General features: G+C 63.4%; 11 protein-coding genes and 6 rRNA genes. 3 read left to right on the top strand and 14 right to left on the bottom strand.

Annotation, left to right across the window (positions count from 1 at the left end):
• Positions 1 to 1,419 carry an FUSC family protein gene (locus C7H75_RS01070; RefSeq protein WP_106850843.1) on the bottom strand — a complete coding sequence of 473 codons (1,419 nt, stop codon included), beginning with the start codon at positions 1,417 to 1,419 and terminating at the stop codon, positions 1 to 3.
• 76 nt (positions 1,420 to 1,495) lie between these two features.
• On the opposite strand from C7H75_RS01070, the gene C7H75_RS01065 reads away from it, so the two are divergent.
• Positions 1,496 to 2,011: a MarR family winged helix-turn-helix transcriptional regulator gene (locus C7H75_RS01065; protein WP_013414525.1), complete on the top strand. Its 516-nt coding sequence runs from the start codon at positions 1,496 to 1,498 to the stop codon at positions 2,009 to 2,011.
• 119 nt (positions 2,012 to 2,130) lie between these two features.
• On the opposite strand, the gene rrf (C7H75_RS01060) is transcribed toward C7H75_RS01065, so the two are convergent.
• The 11 genes from rrf (C7H75_RS01060) to map all read right to left on the bottom strand — a co-directional run bounded on the left by rrf (C7H75_RS01060) (position 2,131) and on the right by map (position 20,318).
• Positions 2,131 to 2,247, bottom strand: a 5S ribosomal RNA gene (gene rrf / locus C7H75_RS01060).
• A 133-nt stretch (positions 2,248 to 2,380) separates the two neighbouring features.
• Positions 2,381 to 5,511, bottom strand: a 23S ribosomal RNA gene (locus tag C7H75_RS01055).
• Positions 5,512 to 5,833: 322 nt separating this feature from the next.
• Positions 5,834 to 7,352 (bottom strand): 16S ribosomal RNA (locus C7H75_RS01050).
• Together the 16S, 23S and 5S rRNA genes form the textbook arrangement of a ribosomal RNA operon.
• Positions 7,353 to 9,186: 1,834 nt before the next feature.
• A complete protein-coding gene (locus tag C7H75_RS01045) occupies positions 9,187 to 10,119 on the bottom strand; it encodes a hypothetical protein (protein ID WP_217451367.1) in 933 nt (310 codons plus the stop codon).
• A gap of 197 nt (positions 10,120 to 10,316) precedes the next feature.
• Positions 10,317 to 10,433, bottom strand: a 5S ribosomal RNA gene (gene rrf / locus C7H75_RS01040).
• 133 nt (positions 10,434 to 10,566) lie between these two features.
• Positions 10,567 to 13,697: ribosomal RNA gene (locus C7H75_RS01035) — 23S ribosomal RNA — on the bottom strand.
• Positions 13,698 to 14,023: 326 nt separating this feature from the next.
• A 16S ribosomal RNA gene (locus C7H75_RS01030) occupies positions 14,024 to 15,542 on the bottom strand.
• 497 nt (positions 15,543 to 16,039) lie between these two features.
• Positions 16,040 to 16,528 (bottom strand): hypothetical protein, encoded by a 489-nt coding sequence (locus tag C7H75_RS01025; protein WP_022593384.1) that lies wholly within the window; start codon positions 16,526 to 16,528, stop codon positions 16,040 to 16,042.
• 5 nt (positions 16,529 to 16,533) lie between these two features.
• Complete coding sequence (locus C7H75_RS01020; protein ID WP_005516298.1) at positions 16,534 to 16,716, bottom strand: hypothetical protein; 183 nt, start codon at positions 16,714 to 16,716, stop codon at positions 16,534 to 16,536.
• A gap of 14 nt (positions 16,717 to 16,730) precedes the next feature.
• The gene (locus C7H75_RS01015) at positions 16,731 to 19,538 is read right to left on the bottom strand and encodes an FAD-binding and (Fe-S)-binding domain-containing protein (RefSeq protein WP_106850842.1); all 2,808 of its coding nucleotides are present in this window, start codon (positions 19,536 to 19,538) and stop codon (positions 16,731 to 16,733) included.
• Between the two features lie 9 nt (positions 19,539 to 19,547).
• Positions 19,548 to 20,318: a type I methionyl aminopeptidase gene (gene map, locus C7H75_RS01010; RefSeq protein WP_106850841.1), complete on the bottom strand. Its 771-nt coding sequence runs from the start codon at positions 20,316 to 20,318 to the stop codon at positions 19,548 to 19,550.
• Between the two features lie 47 nt (positions 20,319 to 20,365).
• On the opposite strand from map, the gene C7H75_RS01005 reads away from it, so the two are divergent.
• A complete protein-coding gene (locus tag C7H75_RS01005; protein ID WP_106850840.1) occupies positions 20,366 to 20,647 on the top strand; it encodes a helix-turn-helix domain-containing protein in 282 nt (93 codons plus the stop codon).
• Here the strand turns inward: C7H75_RS01005 and C7H75_RS01000 are convergent.
• Both C7H75_RS01000 and C7H75_RS00995 read right to left on the bottom strand, forming a co-directional pair.
• A complete protein-coding gene (locus tag C7H75_RS01000) occupies positions 20,613 to 20,948 on the bottom strand; it encodes an ArsR/SmtB family transcription factor (protein ID WP_005516304.1) in 336 nt (111 codons plus the stop codon). The two genes, C7H75_RS01005 and C7H75_RS01000, sit on opposite strands and share 35 nt — an antisense overlap.
• Positions 20,935 to 21,384 (bottom strand): SRPBCC domain-containing protein, encoded by a 450-nt coding sequence (locus C7H75_RS00995; RefSeq protein WP_233281842.1) that lies wholly within the window; start codon positions 21,382 to 21,384, stop codon positions 20,935 to 20,937. Before C7H75_RS00995 ends, C7H75_RS01000 begins: the two co-directional genes overlap by 14 nt.
• A gap of 254 nt (positions 21,385 to 21,638) precedes the next feature.
• Between C7H75_RS00995 and C7H75_RS00990 the strand changes: the two genes are divergently transcribed.
• Entirely contained in the window at positions 21,639 to 23,444 is a 1,806-nt protein-coding gene (locus C7H75_RS00990) for a glycosyl transferase (protein WP_106850838.1), read from the top strand.
• Positions 23,445 to 23,451 lie beyond the last annotated feature (7 nt).

Raw genomic sequence — 23,451 nt, 5'->3', positions numbered from 1 at the left:
TCAGACCAGGTGGTGACGGTCGGCCCGGCTGACCGTCACCGCCGCCACGAGCACACCGACCACGACGCCGATGAGTGTGTCCAGGATTCGGGTCATACCGGCCTCGGGGGTGATCGGCGACGTGAACCCGGTGAGCACCAGAGCCATCGGTGTCACCACGAGCGACGTGAGCGCGTAGTTGATCAGCACCATGAGCTCGGCGGCGGTCTGCAGGACGATGACAGCGACGACTGCCTGCCAGAATCCCAGGGACAGGGCGATGAGCCCGGCCGCGATGACGGCACCACCGATGTTGCCCACCAGTCGCTGGATACCCCGCTGTACGGTCTGCGTGAAGTTGAGGCCCTGCAGAGCCGCGATCGCGCCCATCGACGCCCATAGCGGATGTGCGAGCCCGCACGCCCACGCGAGCCAACCCGCGGCGGCAGAGGCCGCGGCAACCCGATAGGCGGTGTGCCGAAGCGCGGCGGACCGAACGTTCATCCGTGCCACGTGCAGCATTCGGGCCGGGGCCGGCAGTTCGGTGCGAGGTGTCGGGCGGTCACCGACGCCGCCGAGACGTCCGGACCTCTTGACCTTGCGGAGTTCACGTTCGTGCCGGGCGATCTCACGAATCCGGGTCGGGTCACCCTCGGCCACCCAGGTGTCGATCGCATCTGCGGCGGCGTCGAGCAGCAGCGCGAGATCGTGGCCGTGCCCGCGCCGCGCGCGCGAGTGTCCGCTGGCGGCCAGGATATCCCGGGCGCGCCCCACGGCCGCTCGCGCCGCCGAAACCTGCTCGGCGCCCGTATGTTCGAGTGACCCGACGGCCACCAGCGCCCGCGCGGCCGCCAGCCGAGCCGGACCCAACGGCAGAAGCAGGCCCGGCAGCATCGCCGCTACCCAGCCGACCGCGACGCCCACGGCGGCGGCCGTCGTCACCGACAGGACTTCGCCCGACGCCGTCGAGTAGCCGGCCGCCCCGGTTGCCGCGAAGATCAGGATCACCGGGCCGGGCCCGATCAGCTGGAAGGTGTTCATGAAGGCCGATGCAAGGCCCGCCGCCACCGACAGAACGCCGATCAGCACGACGGTGGGCAGCGCTGCCGCGCCCAGGAGACCACCGAACGCGACGAAGGCAACGAGCGCCAGACCGACGAGGGACAACTTCCCCGCCAGACGCGGGTACGGCTCGTATCGGCCGAACGCCGACGCCAACGCACCCAACGCCGCGAATCCGGCCAACTCCCGATAACCGAGGAGGCCGGCCACGACGAACACGATCGCCGTGGCGAAACCGACCCGCAGCGCCGGCGCGATCGTCGCGTCGGCCGCCCGCAGGTCGAACGCCCGGCGCCAGGTGCTCGGTGCGACCGCGTGCGCCAAGGCTCCGCGGGCGTGGTCGAACCGGGTGGGGTCGGGGGTCTCGAGCGCCGTCACTTCAACCAGTGTACGCGCACTAGTTCACTAGTAAAATACTAATGAAGTGAACAGTGCTCGCGGCTAGGATGGGGAAGTGGATCCGACCGTCAGCGCCGAGCCTGATTTCATCGACAAAGTCCGTCTGGAGTGGGCATCGACCTACCCGGACGTCGACACGTCTCCGATCGAGGTGCTCGGACGGATCACTCGGATCAGCTCACAGGCTCTGCACCGACTCGACCGCGCCTTGGGCCCCAGCGGAGTGTCGCGCGCCGAGTTCGAGGTGCTCTGCGCACTTGCCCGCAGCGAGCGCCCGCTCCGTGCCAGCGAGGTGACCGCGGTGACGATGGTGAGCGGTGCTGCCACCACCAAGCATGCCGATCGGCTGGTGAAGCTGGGGCTCGTGGCGCGGGAGCGTTTCGAGCGCGACGGTCGCGTCGTCCTGCTCAGGGTGACCGACGCCGGCCGCGCAATGGTCGACGAGGAATTTCCGCGCCGGGTCGAGCGGGATCGGCAACTGCTGCAAGGACTCGACGACGACGAGCGTGCGCTCTTGGCCGGCCTCCTGCGCCGGATCGCCCGAAATTCCGACGACGCCGAGCGCCCGTAGGCATTCGACTCGCCCGCCTCGTCCGGGGCCGGCGGCGGTAAAAGAATGGTCGGTGAAGGAGATGCTGAAATGCCGGAAGGCCCCCACCAGTGCTGGTGGGGGCCTTCCGGTTAACGGGTGTTCGGCGGTGTCCTACTCTCCCACACCCTGTCGAGTGCAGTACCATCGGCGCTGGAGGGCTTAGCTTCCGGGTTCGGAATGGGACCGGGCGTTTCCCCTCCGCTATGGCCGCCGTAACTCTATGAAACTGTCACACATTCAACACCCCTACCCGAACCCATCCCCGGGGTCCGAAGACCCGAAAGATGGTGGGGGTGAATGGTATCTGTGTGTTGTTTCAGATACCGCACAGTGGACGCGTAGCTTCTTTGTGGTAAGTCCTCGGCCTATTAGTACCAGTCACCTCCACACATTACTGTGCTTCCAGTTCTGGCCTATCAACCCGGTGGTCTGCCGGGGGCCTTACCCCCTCGAGGGGGTGAGAAACCTCATCTTGGAACAGGCTTCCCGCTTAGATGCTTTCAGCGGTTATCCCTTCCGAACGTAGCTAACCAGCAGTGCTCCTGGCGGAACAACTGGCACACCAGAGGTTCGTCCGTCCCGGTCCTCTCGTACTAGGGACAGCCTTCCTCAAGTTTCTAACGCGCGCGGCGGATAGAGACCGAACTGTCTCACGACGTTCTAAACCCAGCTCGCGTGCCGCTTTAATGGGCGAACAGCCCAACCCTTGGGACCTACTCCAGCCCCAGGATGCGACGAGCCGACATCGAGGTGCCAAACCATCCCGTCGATATGGACTCTTGGGGAAGATCAGCCTGTTATCCCCGGGGTACCTTTTATCCGTTGAGCGACACCGCTTCCACTTGCCGGTGCCGGATCACTAGTCCCGACTTTCGTCCCTGCTCGACCTGTCAGTCTCACAGTCAAGCTCCCTTGTGCACTTGCACTCGACACCTGATTGCCAACCAGGCTGAGGGAACCTTTGGGCGCCTCCGTTACATTTTGGGAGGCAACCGCCCCAGTTAAACTACCCACCAGGCACTGTCCCTGAACCAGATCATGGTCCGAGGTTAGATGTCCAATACGATCAGAGTGGTATTTCAACAACGACTCCACGAACACTGGCGTGCCCGCTTCACAGTCTCCCACCTATCCTACACAAACCGAACCGAACACCAATACCAAGCTATAGTGAAGGTCCCGGGGTCTTTTCGTCCTGCCGCGCGTAACGAGCATCTTTACTCGTAATGCAATTTCGCCGAGTCTGTGGTTGAGACAGCAGAGAAGTCGTTACGCCATTCGTGCAGGTCGGAACTTACCCGACAAGGAATTTCGCTACCTTAGGATGGTTATAGTTACCACCGCCGTTTACTGGGGCTTAAATTCTCAGCTTCGCCATTACTGGCTAACCGGTCCTCTTAACCTTCCAGCACCGGGCAGGCGTCAGTCCGTATACATCGTCTTACGACTTCGCACGGACCTGTGTTTTTAGTAAACAGTCGCTTCTCTCTGGTCTCTGCGGCCCCACCCAGCTCAGGAAGCAAGTTCCGTCACCAGACGAGGCCCCCCTTCTCCCGAAGTTACGGGGGCATTTTGCCGAGTTCCTTAACCACAGTTATCTCGATCGCCTTAGTATTCTCTACCTGACCACCTGTGTCGGTTTGGGGTACGGGCCGTGTGAAAGCTCGCTAGAGGCTTTTCTCGGCAGCATAGGATCACTGAATTCGCCTCAATCGGCTACGCATCACGTCTCAGGCTGTATGTGACCCGGATTTGCCTAGGTCACGCCCTACACGCTTACACCAGTATTACCACTGACTGGCTCAGCTACCTTCCTGCGTCACCCCATCGCTTGGCTACTACCAGATCGGTTCACGCGCATCCACACACCGGAGAACCCGAAGGTTCGAAGGCGGCTTCAGGGCGCTTAGCATCACTGATTCACCAGGGGCGCGTTCACACGGGTACGGGAATATCAACCCGTTGTCCATCGACTACGCCTGTCGGCCTCGCCTTAGGTCCCGACTCACCCTGGGCGGATTAACCTGGCCCAGGAACCCTTGGTCATTCGGCGGACGAGTTTCTCACTCGTCTTTCGCTACTCATGCCTGCATTCTCACTCGTGCAGCCTCCACACCTGGATCACTCCGGCGCTTCCATGGCTGCACGACGCTCCCCTACCCATCCACACCACTGCACACAGGCCCGTAGACCCGCATGGGTGTTATGTGAATGCCGCGGCTTCGGCGGTGTACTTGAGCCCCGCTACATTGTCGGCGCAGGATCACTTGACCAGTGAGCTATTACGCACTCTTTCAAGGGTGGCTGCTTCTAAGCCAACCTCCTGGTTGTCTTCGCGACCCCACATCCTTTTCCACTTAGTACACGCTTAGGGGCCTTAGCCGGCGATCTGGGCTGTTTCCCTCTCGACTACGAAGCTTATCCCCCGCAGTCTCACTGCCGCGCTCTCACACTCTGGCATTCGGAGTTTGGCTGACGTCAGTAACCTTGTGGGGCCCATCGGCCATCCAGTAGCTCTACCTCCAGAGTGAAACACGCGACGCTGCACCTAAATGCATTTCGGGGAGAACCAGCTATCACGGAGTTTGATTGGCCTTTCACCCCTACCCACAGCTCATCCCCTCAGTTTTCAACCTAAGTGGGTTCGGGCCTCCACGACGTCTTACCGTCGCTTCACCCTGGCCATGGGTAGATCACTCCGCTTCGGGTCTAGAACATGCCACTACAAACGCCCTATTCGGACTCGCTTTCGCTACGGCTACCCCACACGGGTTAACCTCGCGACATGCCGCTAACTCGCAGGCTCATTCTTCAAAAGGCACGCCATCACCCACCCACCGAAGTGGCGCAGGCTCTGACGGATTGTAAGCGCACGGTTTCAGGTACTATTTCACTCCCCTCCCGGGGTACTTTTCACCTTTCCCTCACGGTACTAGTCCGCTATCGGTCACCAGGGAGTATTCAGGCTTATCGGGTGGTCCCGACAGATTCACAGCAGATTTCACGGGCCCGCTGCTACTCGGGTGTCCGTCACGACAGTCACCATGTTTTCGTCTACGGGACTCTCACCCTCTACGACAGGCCGTTCCAGACCACTTCGACTAACACGATGATTTCTCACTGTCGGCCAATCCGGCAGAATTGACAAGACGGATCCCACAACCCCACGAATGCAACGCCCGCCGGCTATCACACACCCATGGTTTAGCCTCTTCCGCTTTCGCTCGCCACTACTCACGGAATCACATGTTGTTTTCTCTTCCTGTGGGTACTGAGATGTTTCACTTCCCCACGTTCCCTCCACACGCCCTATATATTCAGGCGCGGGTAACCACACATCACTGTGGCTGGGTTTCCCCATTCGGACATCCTCGGATCTCAGCTCGGTTGACAGCTCCCCGAGGCTTATCGCAGCCTCCTACGTCCTTCATCGGCTCCTGGTGCCAAGGCATCCACCGTACGCTCTTAAACACTTACAACAAAGATGCTCGCGTCCACTGTGCAGTTCTCAAACAACACACAACACCCGAACTCATGTGGCACCAGCCGGCACTCTCGCACCGCGGTATGACCACGCCCAGGTCTTGTCGTTTCTTCCATGAAAGATCACTCACGTGTTCTCTCAGGACCCAACAGTATGCCGATATATCACCCACCAGCCGGCACTCGGGCCGACCCAACGCGGATGAGGTAGTCAGTGTTCCACCCATGAGCAACCGCAGTCCCACGATTGGGGACTAAACGGCCTCTGCCAGCAAGAAGACAACCTCTGTTGCCCCTCCACTGGAGAACGCTCCTTAGAAAGGAGGTGATCCAGCCGCACCTTCCGGTACGGCTACCTTGTTACGACTTCGTCCCAATCGCCGATCCCACCTTCGACGGCTCCCTCCACAAGGGTTAGGCCACCGGCTTCGGGTGTTACCGACTTTCATGACGTGACGGGCGGTGTGTACAAGGCCCGGGAACGTATTCACCGCAGCGTTGCTGATCTGCGATTACTAGCGACTCCGACTTCACGGGGTCGAGTTGCAGACCCCGATCCGAACTGAGACCGGCTTTAAGGGATTCGCTCCACCTCACGGTATCGCAGCCCTCTGTACCGGCCATTGTAGCATGTGTGAAGCCCTGGACATAAGGGGCATGATGACTTGACGTCGTCCCCACCTTCCTCCGAGTTGACCCCGGCAGTCTCCTGCGAGTCCCCGCCATTACGCGCTGGCAACACAGGACAAGGGTTGCGCTCGTTGCGGGACTTAACCCAACATCTCACGACACGAGCTGACGACAGCCATGCACCACCTGTATACCGACCACAAGGGGGGCCGTATCTCTACGGCTTTCCGGTATATGTCAAACCCAGGTAAGGTTCTTCGCGTTGCATCGAATTAATCCACATGCTCCGCCGCTTGTGCGGGCCCCCGTCAATTCCTTTGAGTTTTAGCCTTGCGGCCGTACTCCCCAGGCGGGGCGCTTAATGCGTTAGCTACGGCACGGATCCCGTGGAAGGAAACCCACACCTAGCGCCCACCGTTTACGGCGTGGACTACCAGGGTATCTAATCCTGTTCGCTACCCACGCTTTCGCTCCTCAGCGTCAGTTACTGCCCAGAGACCCGCCTTCGCCACCGGTGTTCCTCCTGATATCTGCGCATTTCACCGCTACACCAGGAATTCCAGTCTCCCCTGCAGTACTCAAGTCTGCCCGTATCGCCCGCAAGCTTGGGGTTGAGCCCCAAGTTTTCACGGACGACGCGACAAACCGCCTACGAGCTCTTTACGCCCAGTAATTCCGGACAACGCTCGCACCCTACGTATTACCGCGGCTGCTGGCACGTAGTTGGCCGGTGCTTCTTCTGCAGGTACCGTCACTCTCGCTTCGTCCCTGCTGAAAGAGGTTTACAACCCGAAGGCCGTCATCCCTCACGCGGCGTCGCTGCATCAGGCTTTCGCCCATTGTGCAATATTCCCCACTGCTGCCTCCCGTAGGAGTCTGGGCCGTGTCTCAGTCCCAGTGTGGCCGGTCGCCCTCTCAGGCCGGCTACCCGTCGTCGCCTTGGTAGGCCATTACCCCACCAACAAGCTGATAGGCCGCGGGCCCATCCTGCACCAGTAAACCTTTCCAACCCCCGCCATGCGACAGGAGCTCATATCCGGTATTAGACCCAGTTTCCCAGGCTTATCCCAGAGTGCAGGGCAGATCACCCACGTGTTACTCACCCGTTCGCCACTCGTGTACCCCCGAAGGGGCCTTACCGTTCGACTTGCATGTGTTAAGCACGCCGCCAGCGTTCGTCCTGAGCCAGGATCAAACTCTCCGTTGAAGACTCAAGATTGGCCGGCAAAACCGGCAATCAGTCATAGACATCGAGTCAAATCACTAGCAAAATAAACTCAAACTAGCTGTTTGCGCTGACCATCCCAGACGGAAGAATGAGACAATCAGCAAATACCCACCACAAAAAGTGGTGGAGTACCAAAAATTGGCACTGACATTCATCGACACACTGTTGAGTTCTCAAAGAACACGCACACACCATCACTCGAAACACACAGTTTCTCGTTCCGGGGCAACCGTTCCAGCTTAGCCCACCCGAGAGTCGAGTGCAAACTCGCTTCCCTTCCGGGCCACCCGGACGCGGTACAACCACCCTACACACGGCAGGATCGTCGACCAACTTCCGGGAATATCAGGCGCTCCCCGTACAACCTCGTTTTCCCTCGCTGACCAGTGAAGATCGCGTCCGGGTCGGTGTCCGTGTCGCTCTGACTCGGAATAAGTTACGCGATCCTCCCGCAGAACACCAAATCGCCTGTTTCCGGAACAGGTGCACAGCTCACGACGCGCGCACACCCCCTCGGCTCGGGGCCAGGCGCCCGGCACCGCGGCGACGATCGCCGAGCCCCTTGGTCCGTGGCTCATTCCATCAGCCGGCGGGGGATGCGTGTCATCGCGAGGGTTGCGGGCAGCGGTCGGCCCTCCTCACTCCCCGGCCACTCCGACGCGGGCAAATGGCGGCGACAAACCGAACCCGAGCCTCGTTCCGGGCTCTGGCCCCGCACGCTGGACCGGATATCGACCTCGCGAGGGAGACCATCACAAGCGGACGCATCGACCCGGCCCATCCATCGAGTTCAGCGGAGCACTGTACGAACCGGTGCCCCCGCGCTCCCCCGGCTCGACCATTGACGTGCTCGCGGCCGCTCGACTTGCCGGCTTTCACTGCACCTTCGGGGGTATGTCAGGTCGAGGGGAGCAACCGTGAAAAGTGGGGCGCACGGCTCAACCAATTGTCGGCCGCCCCGGACGCCCGTCTACGCCGACGGCACGCCGGCTCGTACGTTCGCTGCGCGATCGCGGCGGGACGTGGCGGCGTGTGGCCGTAGCTGAAACAACCGCTGGCTGGTCGGGCCCATCCGACCCGCGGACGGGCACGGACTTGCAGTTCCCCGGCCTTGCATCGAACCGCCCCTTTCCGGCGCGGGTATGAGCCGCATTCGAAGAACAGGGGCGGAGGGAGGACGCGTCGAGACAGTCGACTTCCCTGACCGCATGGATAGTGGCCACCGTCCGTAGACCGCTCGGTAGACCCAGAGATGGCAACGAGCCCCTGCTTCGCCGGACGTCTGGGCCAGCCGCATACGGTCCGGTCCGCCCTGCGAATCTCTGTCCTTCGGTTGCCCTCGTGACTCCCGGCGATTGGTCGCAGAGGAGTGGGTCCAGACGCCCCCCCTGGCCGAGGACGGAGAGCCATCTCGCCTTCGCCGCAGCGGAACTCGACGGGACAAGGCAGCTCCGGATAGGGGACGGCCCCGACAGGAGTGTGACGGACAGGACGTCACCGGAGTCGGGCGCGCCGACGGGACGACACAGCTCCCACGACGTCGGCAGCCTCACCCAGGGCGCTCCTCCAGAGTCCCTCGACTCTCGCCCGTCGGGCGGTGGACAGCCGGCTCGGGCGACGCAGCTCTCACTGCGGCTCCATCGCTGGGGGGCCGGTCTGCCACACCGCTCATGAATCATGCTTGGCTTCAGACATTTTCAGTCCACACGCCACATCATGTAGCGCGCACAGCAGCGTCTTCGCGAAGACGGGCGCCAGCCCCGTCGGGCAGCTCGCTACGGCCGGCGGTGAGGCGGGGCAGGCAGTGGCGCTGTCATTCAGTGCGCTTTCCGTCGATGATGCGCGCAATCAAGGTGAGTCGACCGGCCGGTGTCCACGCACCGACGGCGACGTCACCCGAAGTCAGTCGAGTGAGGCTCTCGATCTCTCCTTCTTCGCGGAAGTCGATCGGCAATGCGACCCTCTCGACCGAGTCGAAGTGCGAATCGGTGACGATCAACGAGTCTTCGGTCGCGTAAACAGCAACCAGCTCGTCGTCGAGCCAGCACCCAGCGAGCCCGAACCCGTATGCCGCCCCGACGTCACTCGCGTCGAGCTGCGCGGTCTCCTTCAGACTGGGCCACGCCAGGATCCGCACGGTCTCCGGATCGCTCGGGTACGGGGTGACGAGCAGTCCGGTGCCGGAAGGACTGAAGCCCGCGATCACGGGATCTTCTCCAGCAAGGATCTCGGCCAGGTGTACGCGCATTCCATCGACGTCTACGCGGTAGGCGAGTACGCCGTCCTGTCCCATGGCGAGCTCGAGTACGGCCGTATCTCCCGTCGGATGCGGATGCAGGAATGCGCGCGCATCGGGGGCGTCGACGTCCTGCTCGTGCAGGAGGTCCCCGGTCGCAGGGTCGAGCGCGAGCAGCCGGTGTCTCTGGCCGTCCGGGACCGCGACGACAAGTAGGTGCCCCAGGAAGGCTGCAGCATCGGCACGCAGTCCAGGCACAGTGATCACTTCGTCGCCCGCGATGGCGAGCCCGCCGGCGAAGTCGAGCACGATCCGATCGAGGCTGGATGCCGCAAGGACACAGACGTCGTCCGCCAGCGGCAGATCTCGCCGTGCAATCTCGGAGAGCCTGTCGTCGAGCAGATGCACCGCCCCGTCCCGCCACTGCACGAACCGTCCGGCTGCGTCCCCGACGGGAACGAGCCGCGGCATCGGGTCGAGAACGTCGATGACGTCGACGGAATTGAGCATCCGACCACTGTAACGAGCACGGGCGGTCGTCGAGCCGACCTCGGCGTTGCCGGGCACGCGACAGCGCACAGGAATTGCATTCCGATGGCCCGCGGAGCCGGCCGCTGTCTTGCGAAACGTGATCGATCAGGTGAAGGACATGTGGAAATGCCGGAAGGCCCCCACCAATGCTGGTGGGGGCCTTCCGGTTAACGGGTGTTCGGCGGTGTCCTACTCTCCCACACCCTGTCGAGTGCAGTACCATCGGCGCTGGAGGGCTTAGCTTCCGGGTTCGGAATGGGACCGGGCGTTTCCCCTCCGCTATGGCCGCCGTAACTCTATGAAACTGTCACACATTCAACACCCCTACCCGAACCCATCCCCGGGGTCCGAAGACCCGAAAGATGGTGGGGGTGAATGGTATCTGTGTGTTGTTTCAGATACCGCACAGTGGACGCGTAGCTTCTTTGTGGTAAGTCCTCGGCCTATTAGTACCAGTCACCTCCACACATTACTGTGCTTCCAGTTCTGGCCTATCAACCCGGTGGTCTGCCGGGGGCCTTACCCCCTCGAGGGGGTGAGAAACCTCATCTTGGAACAGGCTTCCCGCTTAGATGCTTTCAGCGGTTATCCCTTCCGAACGTAGCTAACCAGCAGTGCTCCTGGCGGAACAACTGGCACACCAGAGGTTCGTCCGTCCCGGTCCTCTCGTACTAGGGACAGCCTTCCTCAAGTTTCTAACGCGCGCGGCGGATAGAGACCGAACTGTCTCACGACGTTCTAAACCCAGCTCGCGTGCCGCTTTAATGGGCGAACAGCCCAACCCTTGGGACCTACTCCAGCCCCAGGATGCGACGAGCCGACATCGAGGTGCCAAACCATCCCGTCGATATGGACTCTTGGGGAAGATCAGCCTGTTATCCCCGGGGTACCTTTTATCCGTTGAGCGACACCGCTTCCACTTGCCGGTGCCGGATCACTAGTCCCGACTTTCGTCCCTGCTCGACCTGTCAGTCTCACAGTCAAGCTCCCTTGTGCACTTGCACTCGACACCTGATTGCCAACCAGGCTGAGGGAACCTTTGGGCGCCTCCGTTACATTTTGGGAGGCAACCGCCCCAGTTAAACTACCCACCAGGCACTGTCCCTGAACCAGATCATGGTCCGAGGTTAGATGTCCAATACGATCAGAGTGGTATTTCAACAACGACTCCACGAACACTGGCGTGCCCGCTTCACAGTCTCCCACCTATCCTACACAAACCGAACCGAACACCAATACCAAGCTATAGTGAAGGTCCCGGGGTCTTTTCGTCCTGCCGCGCGTAACGAGCATCTTTACTCGTAATGCAATTTCGCCGAGTCTGTGGTTGAGACAGCAGAGAAGTCGTTACGCCATTCGTGCAGGTCGGAACTTACCCGACAAGGAATTTCGCTACCTTAGGATGGTTATAGTTACCACCGCCGTTTACTGGGGCTTAAATTCTCAGCTTCGCCATTACTGGCTAACCGGTCCTCTTAACCTTCCAGCACCGGGCAGGCGTCAGTCCGTATACATCGTCTTACGACTTCGCACGGACCTGTGTTTTTAGTAAACAGTCGCTTCTCTCTGGTCTCTGCGGCCCCACCCAGCTCAGGAAGCAAGTTCCGTCACCAGACGAGGCCCCCCTTCTCCCGAAGTTACGGGGGCATTTTGCCGAGTTCCTTAACCACAGTTATCTCGATCGCCTTAGTATTCTCTACCTGACCACCTGTGTCGGTTTGGGGTACGGGCCGTGTGAAAGCTCGCTAGAGGCTTTTCTCGGCAGCATAGGATCACTGAATTCGCCTCAATCGGCTACGCATCACGTCTCAGGCTGTATGTGACCCGGATTTGCCTAGGTCACGCCCTACACGCTTACACCAGTATTACCACTGACTGGCTCAGCTACCTTCCTGCGTCACCCCATCGCTTGGCTACTACCAGATCGGTTCACGCGCATCCACACACCGGAGAACCCGAAGGTTCGAAGGCGGCTTCAGGGCGCTTAGCATCACTGATTCACCAGGGGCGCGTTCACACGGGTACGGGAATATCAACCCGTTGTCCATCGACTACGCCTGTCGGCCTCGCCTTAGGTCCCGACTCACCCTGGGCGGATTAACCTGGCCCAGGAACCCTTGGTCATTCGGCGGACGAGTTTCTCACTCGTCTTTCGCTACTCATGCCTGCATTCTCACTCGTGCAGCCTCCACACCTGGATCACTCCGGCGCTTCCATGGCTGCACGACGCTCCCCTACCCATCCACACCACTGCACACAGGCCCGTAGACCCGCATGGGTGTTATGTGAATGCCGCGGCTTCGGCGGTGTACTTGAGCCCCGCTACATTGTCGGCGCAGGATCACTTGACCAGTGAGCTATTACGCACTCTTTCAAGGGTGGCTGCTTCTAAGCCAACCTCCTGGTTGTCTTCGCGACCCCACATCCTTTTCCACTTAGTACACGCTTAGGGGCCTTAGCCGGCGATCTGGGCTGTTTCCCTCTCGACTACGAAGCTTATCCCCCGCAGTCTCACTGCCGCGCTCTCACACTCTGGCATTCGGAGTTTGGCTGACGTCAGTAACCTTGTGGGGCCCATCGGCCATCCAGTAGCTCTACCTCCAGAGTGAAACACGCGACGCTGCACCTAAATGCATTTCGGGGAGAACCAGCTATCACGGAGTTTGATTGGCCTTTCACCCCTACCCACAGCTCATCCCCTCAGTTTTCAACCTAAGTGGGTTCGGGCCTCCACGACGTCTTACCGTCGCTTCACCCTGGCCATGGGTAGATCACTCCGCTTCGGGTCTAGAACATGCCACTACAAACGCCCTATTCGGACTCGCTTTCGCTACGGCTACCCCACACGGGTTAACCTCGCGACATGCCGCTAACTCGCAGGCTCATTCTTCAAAAGGCACGCCATCACCCACCCACCAAAGTGGCGCAGGCTCTGACGGATTGTAAGCGCACGGTTTCAGGTACTATTTCACTCCCCTCCCGGGGTACTTTTCACCTTTCCCTCACGGTACTAGTCCGCTATCGGTCACCAGGGAGTATTCAGGCTTATCGGGTGGTCCCGACAGATTCACAGCAGATTTCACGGGCCCGCTGCTACTCGGGTGTCCGTCACGACAGTCACCATGTTTTCGTCTACGGGACTCTCACCCTCTACGACAGGCCGTTCCAGACCACTTCGACTAACACGATGATTTCTCACTGTCGGCCAATCCGGCAGAATTGACAAGACGGATCCCACAACCCCACGAATGCAACGCCCGCCGGCTATCACACACCCATGGTTTAGCCTCTTCCGCTTTCGCTCGCCACTACTCACGGAATCACATGTTGTTTTCTCTTCCTGTGGGTACTGAGATGTTTCACTTCCCCACGTTCCCTCCACACGCCCTATATATTCAGGCGCGGGTAACCACACATCACTGTGGCTGGGTTTCCCCATTCGGACATCCTCGGATCTCAGCTCGGTTGACAGCTCCCCGAGGCTTATCGCAGCCTCCTACGTCCTTCATCGGCTCCTGGTGCCAAGGCATCCACCGTACGCTCTTAAACACTTACAACAAAGATGCTCGCGTCCACTGTGCAGTTCTCAAACAACACACAACACCCGAACTCATGTGGCACCAGCCGGCACTCTCGCACCGCGGTATGACCACGCCCAGGTCTTGTCGTTCCTTCCTTCGAGAAGATCACTCACGTGTTCTCTCAGGACCCAACAGTATGCCGATATAACTCTCTTCCCACCAGCACTCGGGCCGGCAGTAGTGAAGAAGAATACTTGTCAGTGTTCCACCCATGAGCACCACCGGATTACATGTGAATCCGAAATGGCTCTGCCCTCACACGCTCCCCGACTCTTCGGGGTGTGTGGGGAGATGCTCCTTAGAAAGGAGGTGATCCAGCCGCACCTTCCGGTACGGCTACCTTGTTACGACTTCGTCCCAATCGCCGATCCCACCTTCGACGGCTCCCTCCACAAGGGTTAGGCCACCGGCTTCGGGTGTTACCGACTTTCATGACGTGACGGGCGGTGTGTACAAGGCCCGGGAACGTATTCACCGCAGCGTTGCTGATCTGCGATTACTAGCGACTCCGACTTCACGGGGTCGAGTTGCAGACCCCGATCCGAACTGAGACCGGCTTTAAGGGATTCGCTCCACCTCACGGTATCGCAGCCCTCTGTACCGGCCATTGTAGCATGTGTGAAGCCCTGGACATAAGGGGCATGATGACTTGACGTCGTCCCCACCTTCCTCCGAGTTGACCCCGGCAGTCTCCTGCGAGTCCCCGCCATTACGCGCTGGCAACACAGGACAAGGGTTGCGCTCGTTGCGGGACTTAACCCAACATCTCACGACACGAGCTGACGACAGCCATGCACCACCTGTATACCGACCACAAGGGGGGCCGTATCTCTACGGCTTTCCGGTATATGTCAAACCCAGGTAAGGTTCTTCGCGTTGCATCGAATTAATCCACATGCTCCGCCGCTTGTGCGGGCCCCCGTCAATTCCTTTGAGTTTTAGCCTTGCGGCCGTACTCCCCAGGCGGGGCGCTTAATGCGTTAGCTACGGCACGGATCCCGTGGAAGGAAACCCACACCTAGCGCCCACCGTTTACGGCGTGGACTACCAGGGTATCTAATCCTGTTCGCTACCCACGCTTTCGCTCCTCAGCGTCAGTTACTGCCCAGAGACCCGCCTTCGCCACCGGTGTTCCTCCTGATATCTGCGCATTTCACCGCTACACCAGGAATTCCAGTCTCCCCTGCAGTACTCAAGTCTGCCCGTATCGCCCGCAAGCTTGGGGTTGAGCCCCAAGTTTTCACGGACGACGCGACAAACCGCCTACGAGCTCTTTACGCCCAGTAATTCCGGACAACGCTCGCACCCTACGTATTACCGCGGCTGCTGGCACGTAGTTGGCCGGTGCTTCTTCTGCAGGTACCGTCACTCTCGCTTCGTCCCTGCTGAAAGAGGTTTACAACCCGAAGGCCGTCATCCCTCACGCGGCGTCGCTGCATCAGGCTTTCGCCCATTGTGCAATATTCCCCACTGCTGCCTCCCGTAGGAGTCTGGGCCGTGTCTCAGTCCCAGTGTGGCCGGTCGCCCTCTCAGGCCGGCTACCCGTCGTCGCCTTGGTAGGCCATTACCCCACCAACAAGCTGATAGGCCGCGGGCCCATCCTGCACCAGTAAACCTTTCCAACCCCCGCCATGCGACAGGAGCTCATATCCGGTATTAGACCCAGTTTCCCAGGCTTATCCCAGAGTGCAGGGCAGATCACCCACGTGTTACTCACCCGTTCGCCACTCGTGTACCCCCGAAGGGGCCTTACCGTTCGACTTGCATGTGTTAAGCACGCCGCCAGCGTTCGTCCTGAGCCAGGATCAAACTCTCCGTTGAAGACTCAAGATTGGCCGGCAAAACCGGCAATCAGTCATAGACATCGAGTCAAATCACTAGCAAAATAAACTCAAACTAGCTGTTTGCGCTGACCATCCCAGACGGAAGAATGAGACAATCAGCAAATACCCACCACAAAAAGTGATGGAGTACCAAAAATTGGCACTGACATTCATCGACACACTGTTGAGTTCTCAAAGAACACGCACACACCATCACTCGAAACACACAGTTTCTCGTTCCGGGGCAACCGTTCCAGCCTAACCCGCACCCGACACCGACGCAAATCGGCGACCGGAAGGAGTATCGGCAACCGCCAGGCGCTCCCCGTACAACCTCGTTTTCCCTCGCTGACCAGTGAAGGTCGCGGCCGGGTCGGTGTCCGTGTCGCTCTGACCTGGAATAGGTTACGCGAACCGTTCGGCGATTGCCAAATCGGCTGGTCAACGCCTCGAACTATGTGCATCCGGTGCAGATACGTGACATCCGCGCCTCGGCTAGGGCATCTCGACGGTCTCCGCCCGGGCGATCTCTGCGATCGCGGTCTTCAGATAGCCGTGCGACGAGGCGTCGGCCGTCAGGAGGAGATCGGTCATCACCAGGACCGCACTTCGCAGGTACTCGGACTGGCCGATGCGCTGCGCGTCGTCGCTCATTTCCGTCAGCCCCAGCGATCCGGTGAGAACCGCGGCGAGAGCGGAGATGTCGAGACCGGGCAGCCATACGAGGGCGGCGCCGGCAACTCGCGTCAGCGCGTCCTGGATGTCGTCACCGGAGAAGCCGTCGGGGTGGAGGTCCTCGAGCAGCGCCCGGATCACACCCGCGTGCACGAGCGTCACCTGCTCGAACGGGAGAAGTGTCAGGTTCTCGATCTCCTCGACGAACTGCTCACCGTCGGCGGACCGCGCAGCGTTGATGGCGGCGTCCGTCGTCACCGCGATCTGCCGGGGCGTCGTAGGCCATTCGGCGGGCCAACTGGTACCCATCGGCGTCAGACCGCCGCACTCAGCGCGACGGACAGCGGCACGGCCGTCAGACACAGCACCGCCGCCACCAACAGGCCGATCACCAGTCGCTTGTCCCACTGCCCACGTGCACCGCTCGCCGCCAGGACGAACAGCACGAACCCGATACAGACGGAGACGATCGTGACGAGGACCGGAGTCGAGAGCATGCCTGGATTGTGCCTCAGCCGCGTTTTCCCTGATCGGCCAGGAGTTGAGCCAGGTGAGTGCCCTGGCGCCGACCCAGATCGGCGATCTGGGTTCGGCACGAGTAGCCGTCGGCCAGGACGACGGTTTCGGGGCGGATCCTCTCGATCGTCGGTAGGAGTTGGTGCTCCGCGATCGCGACGGACACGTCGTAGTGCCCCCTCTCGACACCGAAGTTCCCGGCGAGTCCGCAGCAGCCGCCCAGGCGTTCCACCTGTGCGCCTGCGCGCTGCAACAACTGTGCGTCCGCATTCCACGTCATCACGGCGTGGTGGTGGCAGTGCGGTTGCGCGACGACGGTGGTGCCCGACAGGTCCGGCGGCGACCAGCCGTCGCGGCCCGCGAGCAGCTCGGCGAGGGTGCGGGTGGATTCGGCGACGGCCCGGGCGTCGTCGGTGTCGAGCAGTTCGACGGCGTCGGCCCGCAGCACCGCCGTGCACGACGGCTCCATCCCGACGATCGGCGCTCCTGCTTCCGCCAGCGCTGTGACGGTGCGGCCGAGGATGCGCCGGGCCGTGTCGAGCTGACCGGTGGTGATCCACGTCAGACCGCAGCACTGCTGCTTCGGGGTGAGCTGCGGCCGGAAGCCGGCGTCTTCGAGCACCTGGACGGTCGCGATACCGACCTCGGGCGTGAAGTGATCGGTGAACGTGTCGACGAACAGCAGCACCGGGTCGCCGGTAGCGCGGCGCTGGGTGGCCGTGGACGCGAACCAGCGCCGGAACGACACGGGCGCGAACTGCGGGACGTGCCGGCGCCGGTCCGCTCCCCCGAGAGTCAGCGCGGCCGGCGCCACGCCAGGAAGCCTGGTGACGGCATTGACCAGCCGCGGCGCCCGCCCGGCGAGGGCCGCCCACCGGGGCAACCAGCCGAGTGAGTAGTGCGACGCCGGGCGCAGCCGTCTCCGATAGCTCTGGTGCAGGACCTCCGCCTTCCAGGAAGCCATGTCGACGCCGGTGGGGCAATCGGACGCGCAGCCCTTGCAGGACAGGCACAGGTCGAGGGCGTCGTGCACCTCCGCTGAACGCCAGCCGTCACGCACGAAGCTGCCGTTCACCATCTCCTGCAGGACGCGGGCACGTCCGCGCGTCGAATCCTGCTCTTCTCGTGTCGCCAGATAGGAGGGGCACATGACACCGCCGGCGCCGGTGGTGTCGGCGCGGCACTTCCCGACACCCGTGCAGCGGTGTACGGCCTGGGCGAAGTCGCCGTCGTCGTCGCGGTAGGCGAGGGCGAGGCCCCGGCGCAGCGGCGCCGTCCGGGGGACGCGCAGGTCCGCGTCCACCGGCCGCGGGTCGACGAGGACGCCGGGATTGAGGACGTTGCCGGGATCGAAGATGTGCTTGACCGCACCGAAGAGCCGCAGCGCCTCGGGCGAGTACATGAGCGGTAGCAGTTCGCTGCGGGCGCGGCCGTCGCCGTGTTCGCCGGACAGTGATCCGTCGTAGCGGGCGACCAGTTCCGCAGCGGCGGTGAGGAAGCGTCGGAAGACGGCCGAACCGTCGGGCCGGTCCAGCGGCAGATCGAGGCGGATGTGCAGGCAGCCGTCGGCGAAATGACCGTAGGGAAGGCCGGTGATACCGAAGTCGGTGAGCAGGGCGTCGAAGTCACGCAGGTAGGGGCCCATTCGGTCGGGCGGGACGGCCGCGTCCTCCCAACCCGCATAGGCGGGGGCACCGGTGGGGCTGCGTCCGGCCAGGCCGGCGCCGTCCTCCCGGATCCGCCACAGCGCAGCGGCCCGAGCCGGGTCGTCGACGACGAGTGCGTCGACGGCACCGCAGCCGCCGGCCAGGGCTCGCGCCCGGTCGAGCACGTCGTCGCGGGACTCCCCCGCGATCTCGACGAACAGCCACGCCGCACCGTTCGGCAGTGGCGGCACCGCCTGCGGCCCCCGGCGATCGCGCACGACGTCGACCAGACGCGAATCGATGCCCTCGCACGCAGTGGGACGGAAACCGAGGACGGCCTTGGCGTCGTCGCCCGCGGACGCGATGTCGGGGTAGCCCAACGCGACCAGCACACGGTGCGCCGGATCCCGCACCAGATTCACGGTGGCCTGCGTGACGATCCCGAGCGTGCCCTCGCTGCCGACGACGAACCTCCGGACGTCGAAGCCGTTCTCCGGCAGGAGATGCTCGAGCGCGTATCCCGACGCCTGCCGACCGAAACGGCCGAATTCGGTTCGGATCGTGGCCAATCCGGCACGGGTGACGTCGCGGAGCCGGTCCAGGATCAGTGAGCCCGTCGCGGCCGGCAACGACAGCGCCGCACCCGTTCCGGCGAGGAACTCCAGACCGGCGACGTTGTCCGACGTGCGGCCGTAGCCGAGAGTTCTTGCGCCACAGGCATTGTTGCCGATCATGCCGCCGACGGTGCAGCGGTTGTGGGTGGACGGGTCGGGACCGAACCGCAGCCCGTGCGGCGCCGCCGCCCGCTGCAGCACCGCCTGTACGACACCCGGCTCGACGACGGCGGTGCGGGCCTCCGGGTCGACCGCCAGCACCCGGCCCAGGTGCCGGCTGAAATCGAGGACCACGCCCGGGCCGACCGCGTTGCCCGCGACCGACGTACCCGCGCCGCGCGCAGTGAGCGGCACCCCCTCGGCGCGGCAGACGTCGAGCACCGCCGCGACCTCGTCGACCGCGCGGGGGAAGACCACCGTCGTGGGCGGCACCCGGTACAGCGACGCGTCCGACGAGTACATCGCCCGGGTGGTGCCGTCGGCGCGAACGTCCCGCACCCCCGCGCGGCGCAGCGCGTCGGAGATCGGCGTCCAGTCCGGCATAGGTGCAGCCTAGTGCCGCGCCGTGAGCACCACCGGGCCGTCGTCGGTGATCGCGACGGTGTGCTCGCTGTGCGCGGCGCGGGCCCCCGTGACGGTTCGCAACGTCCAGCCGTCGGCGTCGTGCCGGTAGTCGTCGGACCCGTCGGCGATGAGCATCGGCTCGATCGCGAGGACCAGACCGGCGCGCAGCCGCATGCCCCGTCCGGCGCGGGCCTCGTTGGGCACGTCCGGGCTCTCGTGCATGACCCGGCCGATGCCGTGGCCACCGTGGTCGGCGAGCAGCCCGAAACCGCGACTGCGGGCGAACGTACCGATCGCGGCGCCGATGTCGCCGAGACGGTTCCCGACTCGCGCGGCCTCGATCCCGCGACGAAGGGCCTCGTCCGTGGCCGCGACCAACGCCTCGTCGGCGGGGTTCGCGGCGCCGACGACGAAACTGATCGCCGAGTCGCCGCACCAGCCGTTCAGCCTCGCGCCGCCGTCGATGCTCACCAGGTCACCGTCGCGAAGCCGGTAGCCCGACGGGATACCGTGCACCACAGCATCGTTCACGGACGTGCAGAGCACCCCCGGGAACAGGGTGGCGGCCCAGTTCGGCCGGTAGTTCAGAAAGAGCGGCTCCGCGCCGGCATCGGCGACGACGCGGGCGGCCACGGCGTCGAGTTCGCGCAGACTCACCCCCACCTGCGCGTGAGCACGCGCCGCCGCGAGCGCGTCCGCGACCACGCGGCCCGCCGCTCGCATCCCCTGGATCTCGGATTCGGTCTTGAGTTCGACCACCACACACCTCCGGTTCGAATAACTATACCGGTATTACTATATGCAGCATGGTGCGTGTGCCGTTGACGGCGGAGGAACTCGAACGTGGACAGAGACTCGGTGAGCTGCTGCGATCCGCGCGAGGCGAGACGAGCATGGTGCAGGTGGCGCTGGACGCCGGGATCTCTGTGGAGACGCTGCGCAAGATCGAGACCGGGCGCATCGCGACGCCGGCGTTCTTCACCATCACCGCCGTCGCGCGCGTCCTCGACATCTCCCTCGACGACATCGCCGCCGCCCTCGACCCCGGCGCGGTCAGTCCCGATCGGGCGCCTCGGCGCGCATCTTGATCCGCGCGAGGCGACGGTCCCAACCGGACGCGATCCGCTCGAGCTGAGCGGCCGCCTCGCTCAGCCGCGCACCGACCGCGACGAACCGCACCTCCCGGCCGTCCCGCTCGGGCACGACCAGACCGACGTCCTGCAGCACCGCGAGATGCTTGGCGATCGCCTGCCGCGACACCGGCAACTCCCGGGCCAGCGCCGACGCGGACGCCGGATGCCGTCCGAGCCGCAGCAGGATGTCCCACCGGGTGTCGTCGGCGAGGGCCGCGAACACCACGGGAGCAGCGGAGGGGTCACCCGACGGCATCCACGGCCTCCAGGTGACTCTTCGCGAGCGCCATCTCGATCGCCCAGCCCTCGACGTTTCCGTCGTACTTCTCGCGACGCTCCAGTTCGGTGCCCGGCAGCGCCGCGAATCCCGTCTCGACCACCGTCAGCGTCACCCGCCCCGGCGCCACCTCCGCGATCGTGAACTCCACGAGCGTCGACGGACTGTCGGCTACGGCGGGGTCGGCGAGCCAGCGGAAGGCCGCGTAACGAGGTTCGTCCAGGTGCACGGTCGCGAAGGCGAATTCGCCGTGCACGGGGTCGTGCACGACGTCCAGCTCAACGCGACGCTCGATCCGGTGCTCCACGATCCGTTCGTCGTTGATGTACCAGCCGGGTTCGCTGATCAGCTTCCACACCCGCGACGCCGGGGCGTCGATCTCCACGGTTCGTTCGATTCGGTCCAGCGCGTCCATCGGTCCCATCCCTCCGGTTCGGCGAATAACTGCAACTTCAGGGTTGCACCTGCGCTGGCCCAGCGCAACCCCCCGGTTGCATCAATTCGACGGCACCGAAAGCTCCGACCGACCTATCCCCTATGCCCGTTACGCCCCCGCGTCCCACCACTTCTCACAGGTAGGACCCAGGTAGCTGCGGTACTCTCGCCTCCGGCCAACCGACGGCTGCGCGGCGCCACGCCCCACCGTCCAGCATTACGGAAAGGGGCGATGTGAGCGAGATTCTGCAACTGTCAGACGGGAGCGCGTCGTCCCCGGCGACGACGACCACGACGACCCGACCGGCCACCACCCGCGCCGGGCGGATTCGGATCGCACCGGCCGACTTCGTCGCCACCGCATCGTTCCTCGCTCTGGCCGTGTTCGTCCTCGGACGTCAGTGGAAGCACCTCGGCGACGGCTATCTGATCCGCAGCGGCCAGGACCAGACGATGTGGGAGTGGTTCTTCGCGGTCACCGCGCACTCCCTCGCGAACTTCGAGAATCCGCTGTCGAGCACGCTGCAGAACTATCCGCTCGGCGTGAATCTGATGGCCAACACCGCGATGTTCGGCGTCAGCGTCCCGCTGGCCCCGATCACCCTGATCTTCGGCCCCAGCGTGACATTCACGCTCGCGCTCACGCTCGGCCTCGCCGGGACCGCGACCGCCTGGTACTGGGTGCTGTCACGGCACGTCGTGCAGTCCCGGTTCGCGGCCGCTGTGGGCGGCGTCTTCTGCGGCTTCGCGCCCGCGATGATCTCGCACACCAACGGCCACCCGAACTTCGTCGCGCTGTTCCTGCTGCCGTTCATCGCCCTGCTGGTCATCAGGCTCGCGAGCGGTGAACGACCGATCCGCAACGGTGTGATGCTCGGCCTCGCCGTCGCGTACCAGATCTTCCTCGGCGAAGAGCCGCTCCTGATCTATTCGATCGCGTTCGTCGTCTTCGGCATCGCCTACGGCGCGTCGCGACCCGGGGAAGCGATCGCGGCGGCCAGGCGCGGCGTCAAAGGGCTGTGCGTGGCCGGCGTCGTCGCGCTCGCGATCGTCGCGGTCCCGCTGTGGTGGCAGTTCCTCGGACCGCAGAGCTACCACTCGATCGAACACGGCCCGGTCGGCAACGACGTCAACGCCTTCACCCGCTTCCCGACCCAGTCCCTCGCGGGCGATCCCGGGTCCGCGGCCGGACTGTCGATGAACGCGACCGAGGAGAACGCGTTCTTCGGTTGGCCACTGCTGCTGCTGGTCGCGATGACCGCAGTGTGGTTGTGGTTGGTGCCGATGGCCCGTGCCGCCGCCGCGACCGTGGCGGCGATGGGCGTCCTCTCGCTCGGCGTGGAACTGACCGTCGCGCACACCGACACCGGGATCACGCTGCCGTGGGCCTGGTTCGCGAAACTGCCGCTGCTCGAATCCGTCCTCGAATCCCGCTTCGCGATGGGCTGCATCCCGGCCATCGCGATCCTGCTCGCGCTCGGCACCGACCGCGCGATCGCCGCCGGACGCGTCGGCCAGCGCTCCACGACCCTGTTGTGGCTCGGCTGGCTCGCCGTCTCGCTGCTGCCGCTCGCGCCGGCCCCGCTGGAAGTGGCGCACCGGGCCCCCACTCCGGCGTTCTTCGCCGACGGCACGTGGCGCTCCTACGTCTCCGACGGATCCGTCGTCACGGTTCCGCTCCCCCGGCCCGAGGATGCCAAGGCTTTGCAATGGCAGGTCGGGCAGAAGTTCGGGTATCCCATCGCCGGCGGCTACTTCGTCGGCCCCGCCGGCCCCGAGGACAAGGGCAAGTACGGCCCCGACGACCGCCCGACCGCGCTGCTGCTCGCCAAGGCGCAGGGCACCGGCGTGGTGCCGCCCGTCGACGACACCACCCGCGCCACCGCACTCGACGACCTGCGGTTCTGGAACGCCGACGTCGTCGTGCTGCCGCCCGGGAAGAACCAGCAGGCGCTGCACACCACCCTCGAACGACTCCTCGGCGTCGACGGCCGCTGGGTGGACGGCGTCTGGGCCTGGGACGTGCGGAATCTGACGTGACCCGCGC

The organism is Rhodococcus (subgen. Prescottella) equi (assembly GCF_003013675.1).
Taxonomy (GTDB): Bacteria; Actinomycetota; Actinomycetes; order Mycobacteriales; family Mycobacteriaceae; genus Prescottella; species Prescottella equi.
The sequence above is the reverse complement of the archived record's forward strand: the minus strand, read 5'-3'. Positions and strand labels throughout refer to the sequence as shown.

What these genes read in the sequence shown, in the direction of transcription:
- C7H75_RS01045 (WP_217451367.1), bottom strand. Translation starts at nt 10,119, where the DNA reads ATGCTCAATTCCGTCGACGTCATCGACGTTCTCGACCCGATGCCGCGG.
- C7H75_RS01025 (WP_022593384.1), bottom strand. Translation starts at nt 16,528, where the DNA reads ATGGGTACCAGTTGGCCCGCCGAATGGCCTACGACGCCCCGGCAGATC.
- C7H75_RS01020 (WP_005516298.1), bottom strand. Translation starts at nt 16,716, where the DNA reads ATGCTCTCGACTCCGGTCCTCGTCACGATCGTCTCCGTCTGTATCGGG.
- C7H75_RS01015 (WP_106850842.1), bottom strand. Translation starts at nt 19,538, where the DNA reads ATGCCGGACTGGACGCCGATCTCCGACGCGCTGCGCCGCGCGGGGGTG.
- C7H75_RS01005 (WP_106850840.1), top strand. Translation starts at nt 20,366, where the DNA reads ATGGTGCGTGTGCCGTTGACGGCGGAGGAACTCGAACGTGGACAGAGA.
- C7H75_RS01000 (WP_005516304.1), bottom strand. Translation starts at nt 20,948, where the DNA reads ATGCCGTCGGGTGACCCCTCCGCTGCTCCCGTGGTGTTCGCGGCCCTC.
- C7H75_RS00995 (WP_233281842.1), bottom strand. Translation starts at nt 21,384, where the DNA reads ATGGACGCGCTGGACCGAATCGAACGAACCGTGGAGATCGACGCCCCG.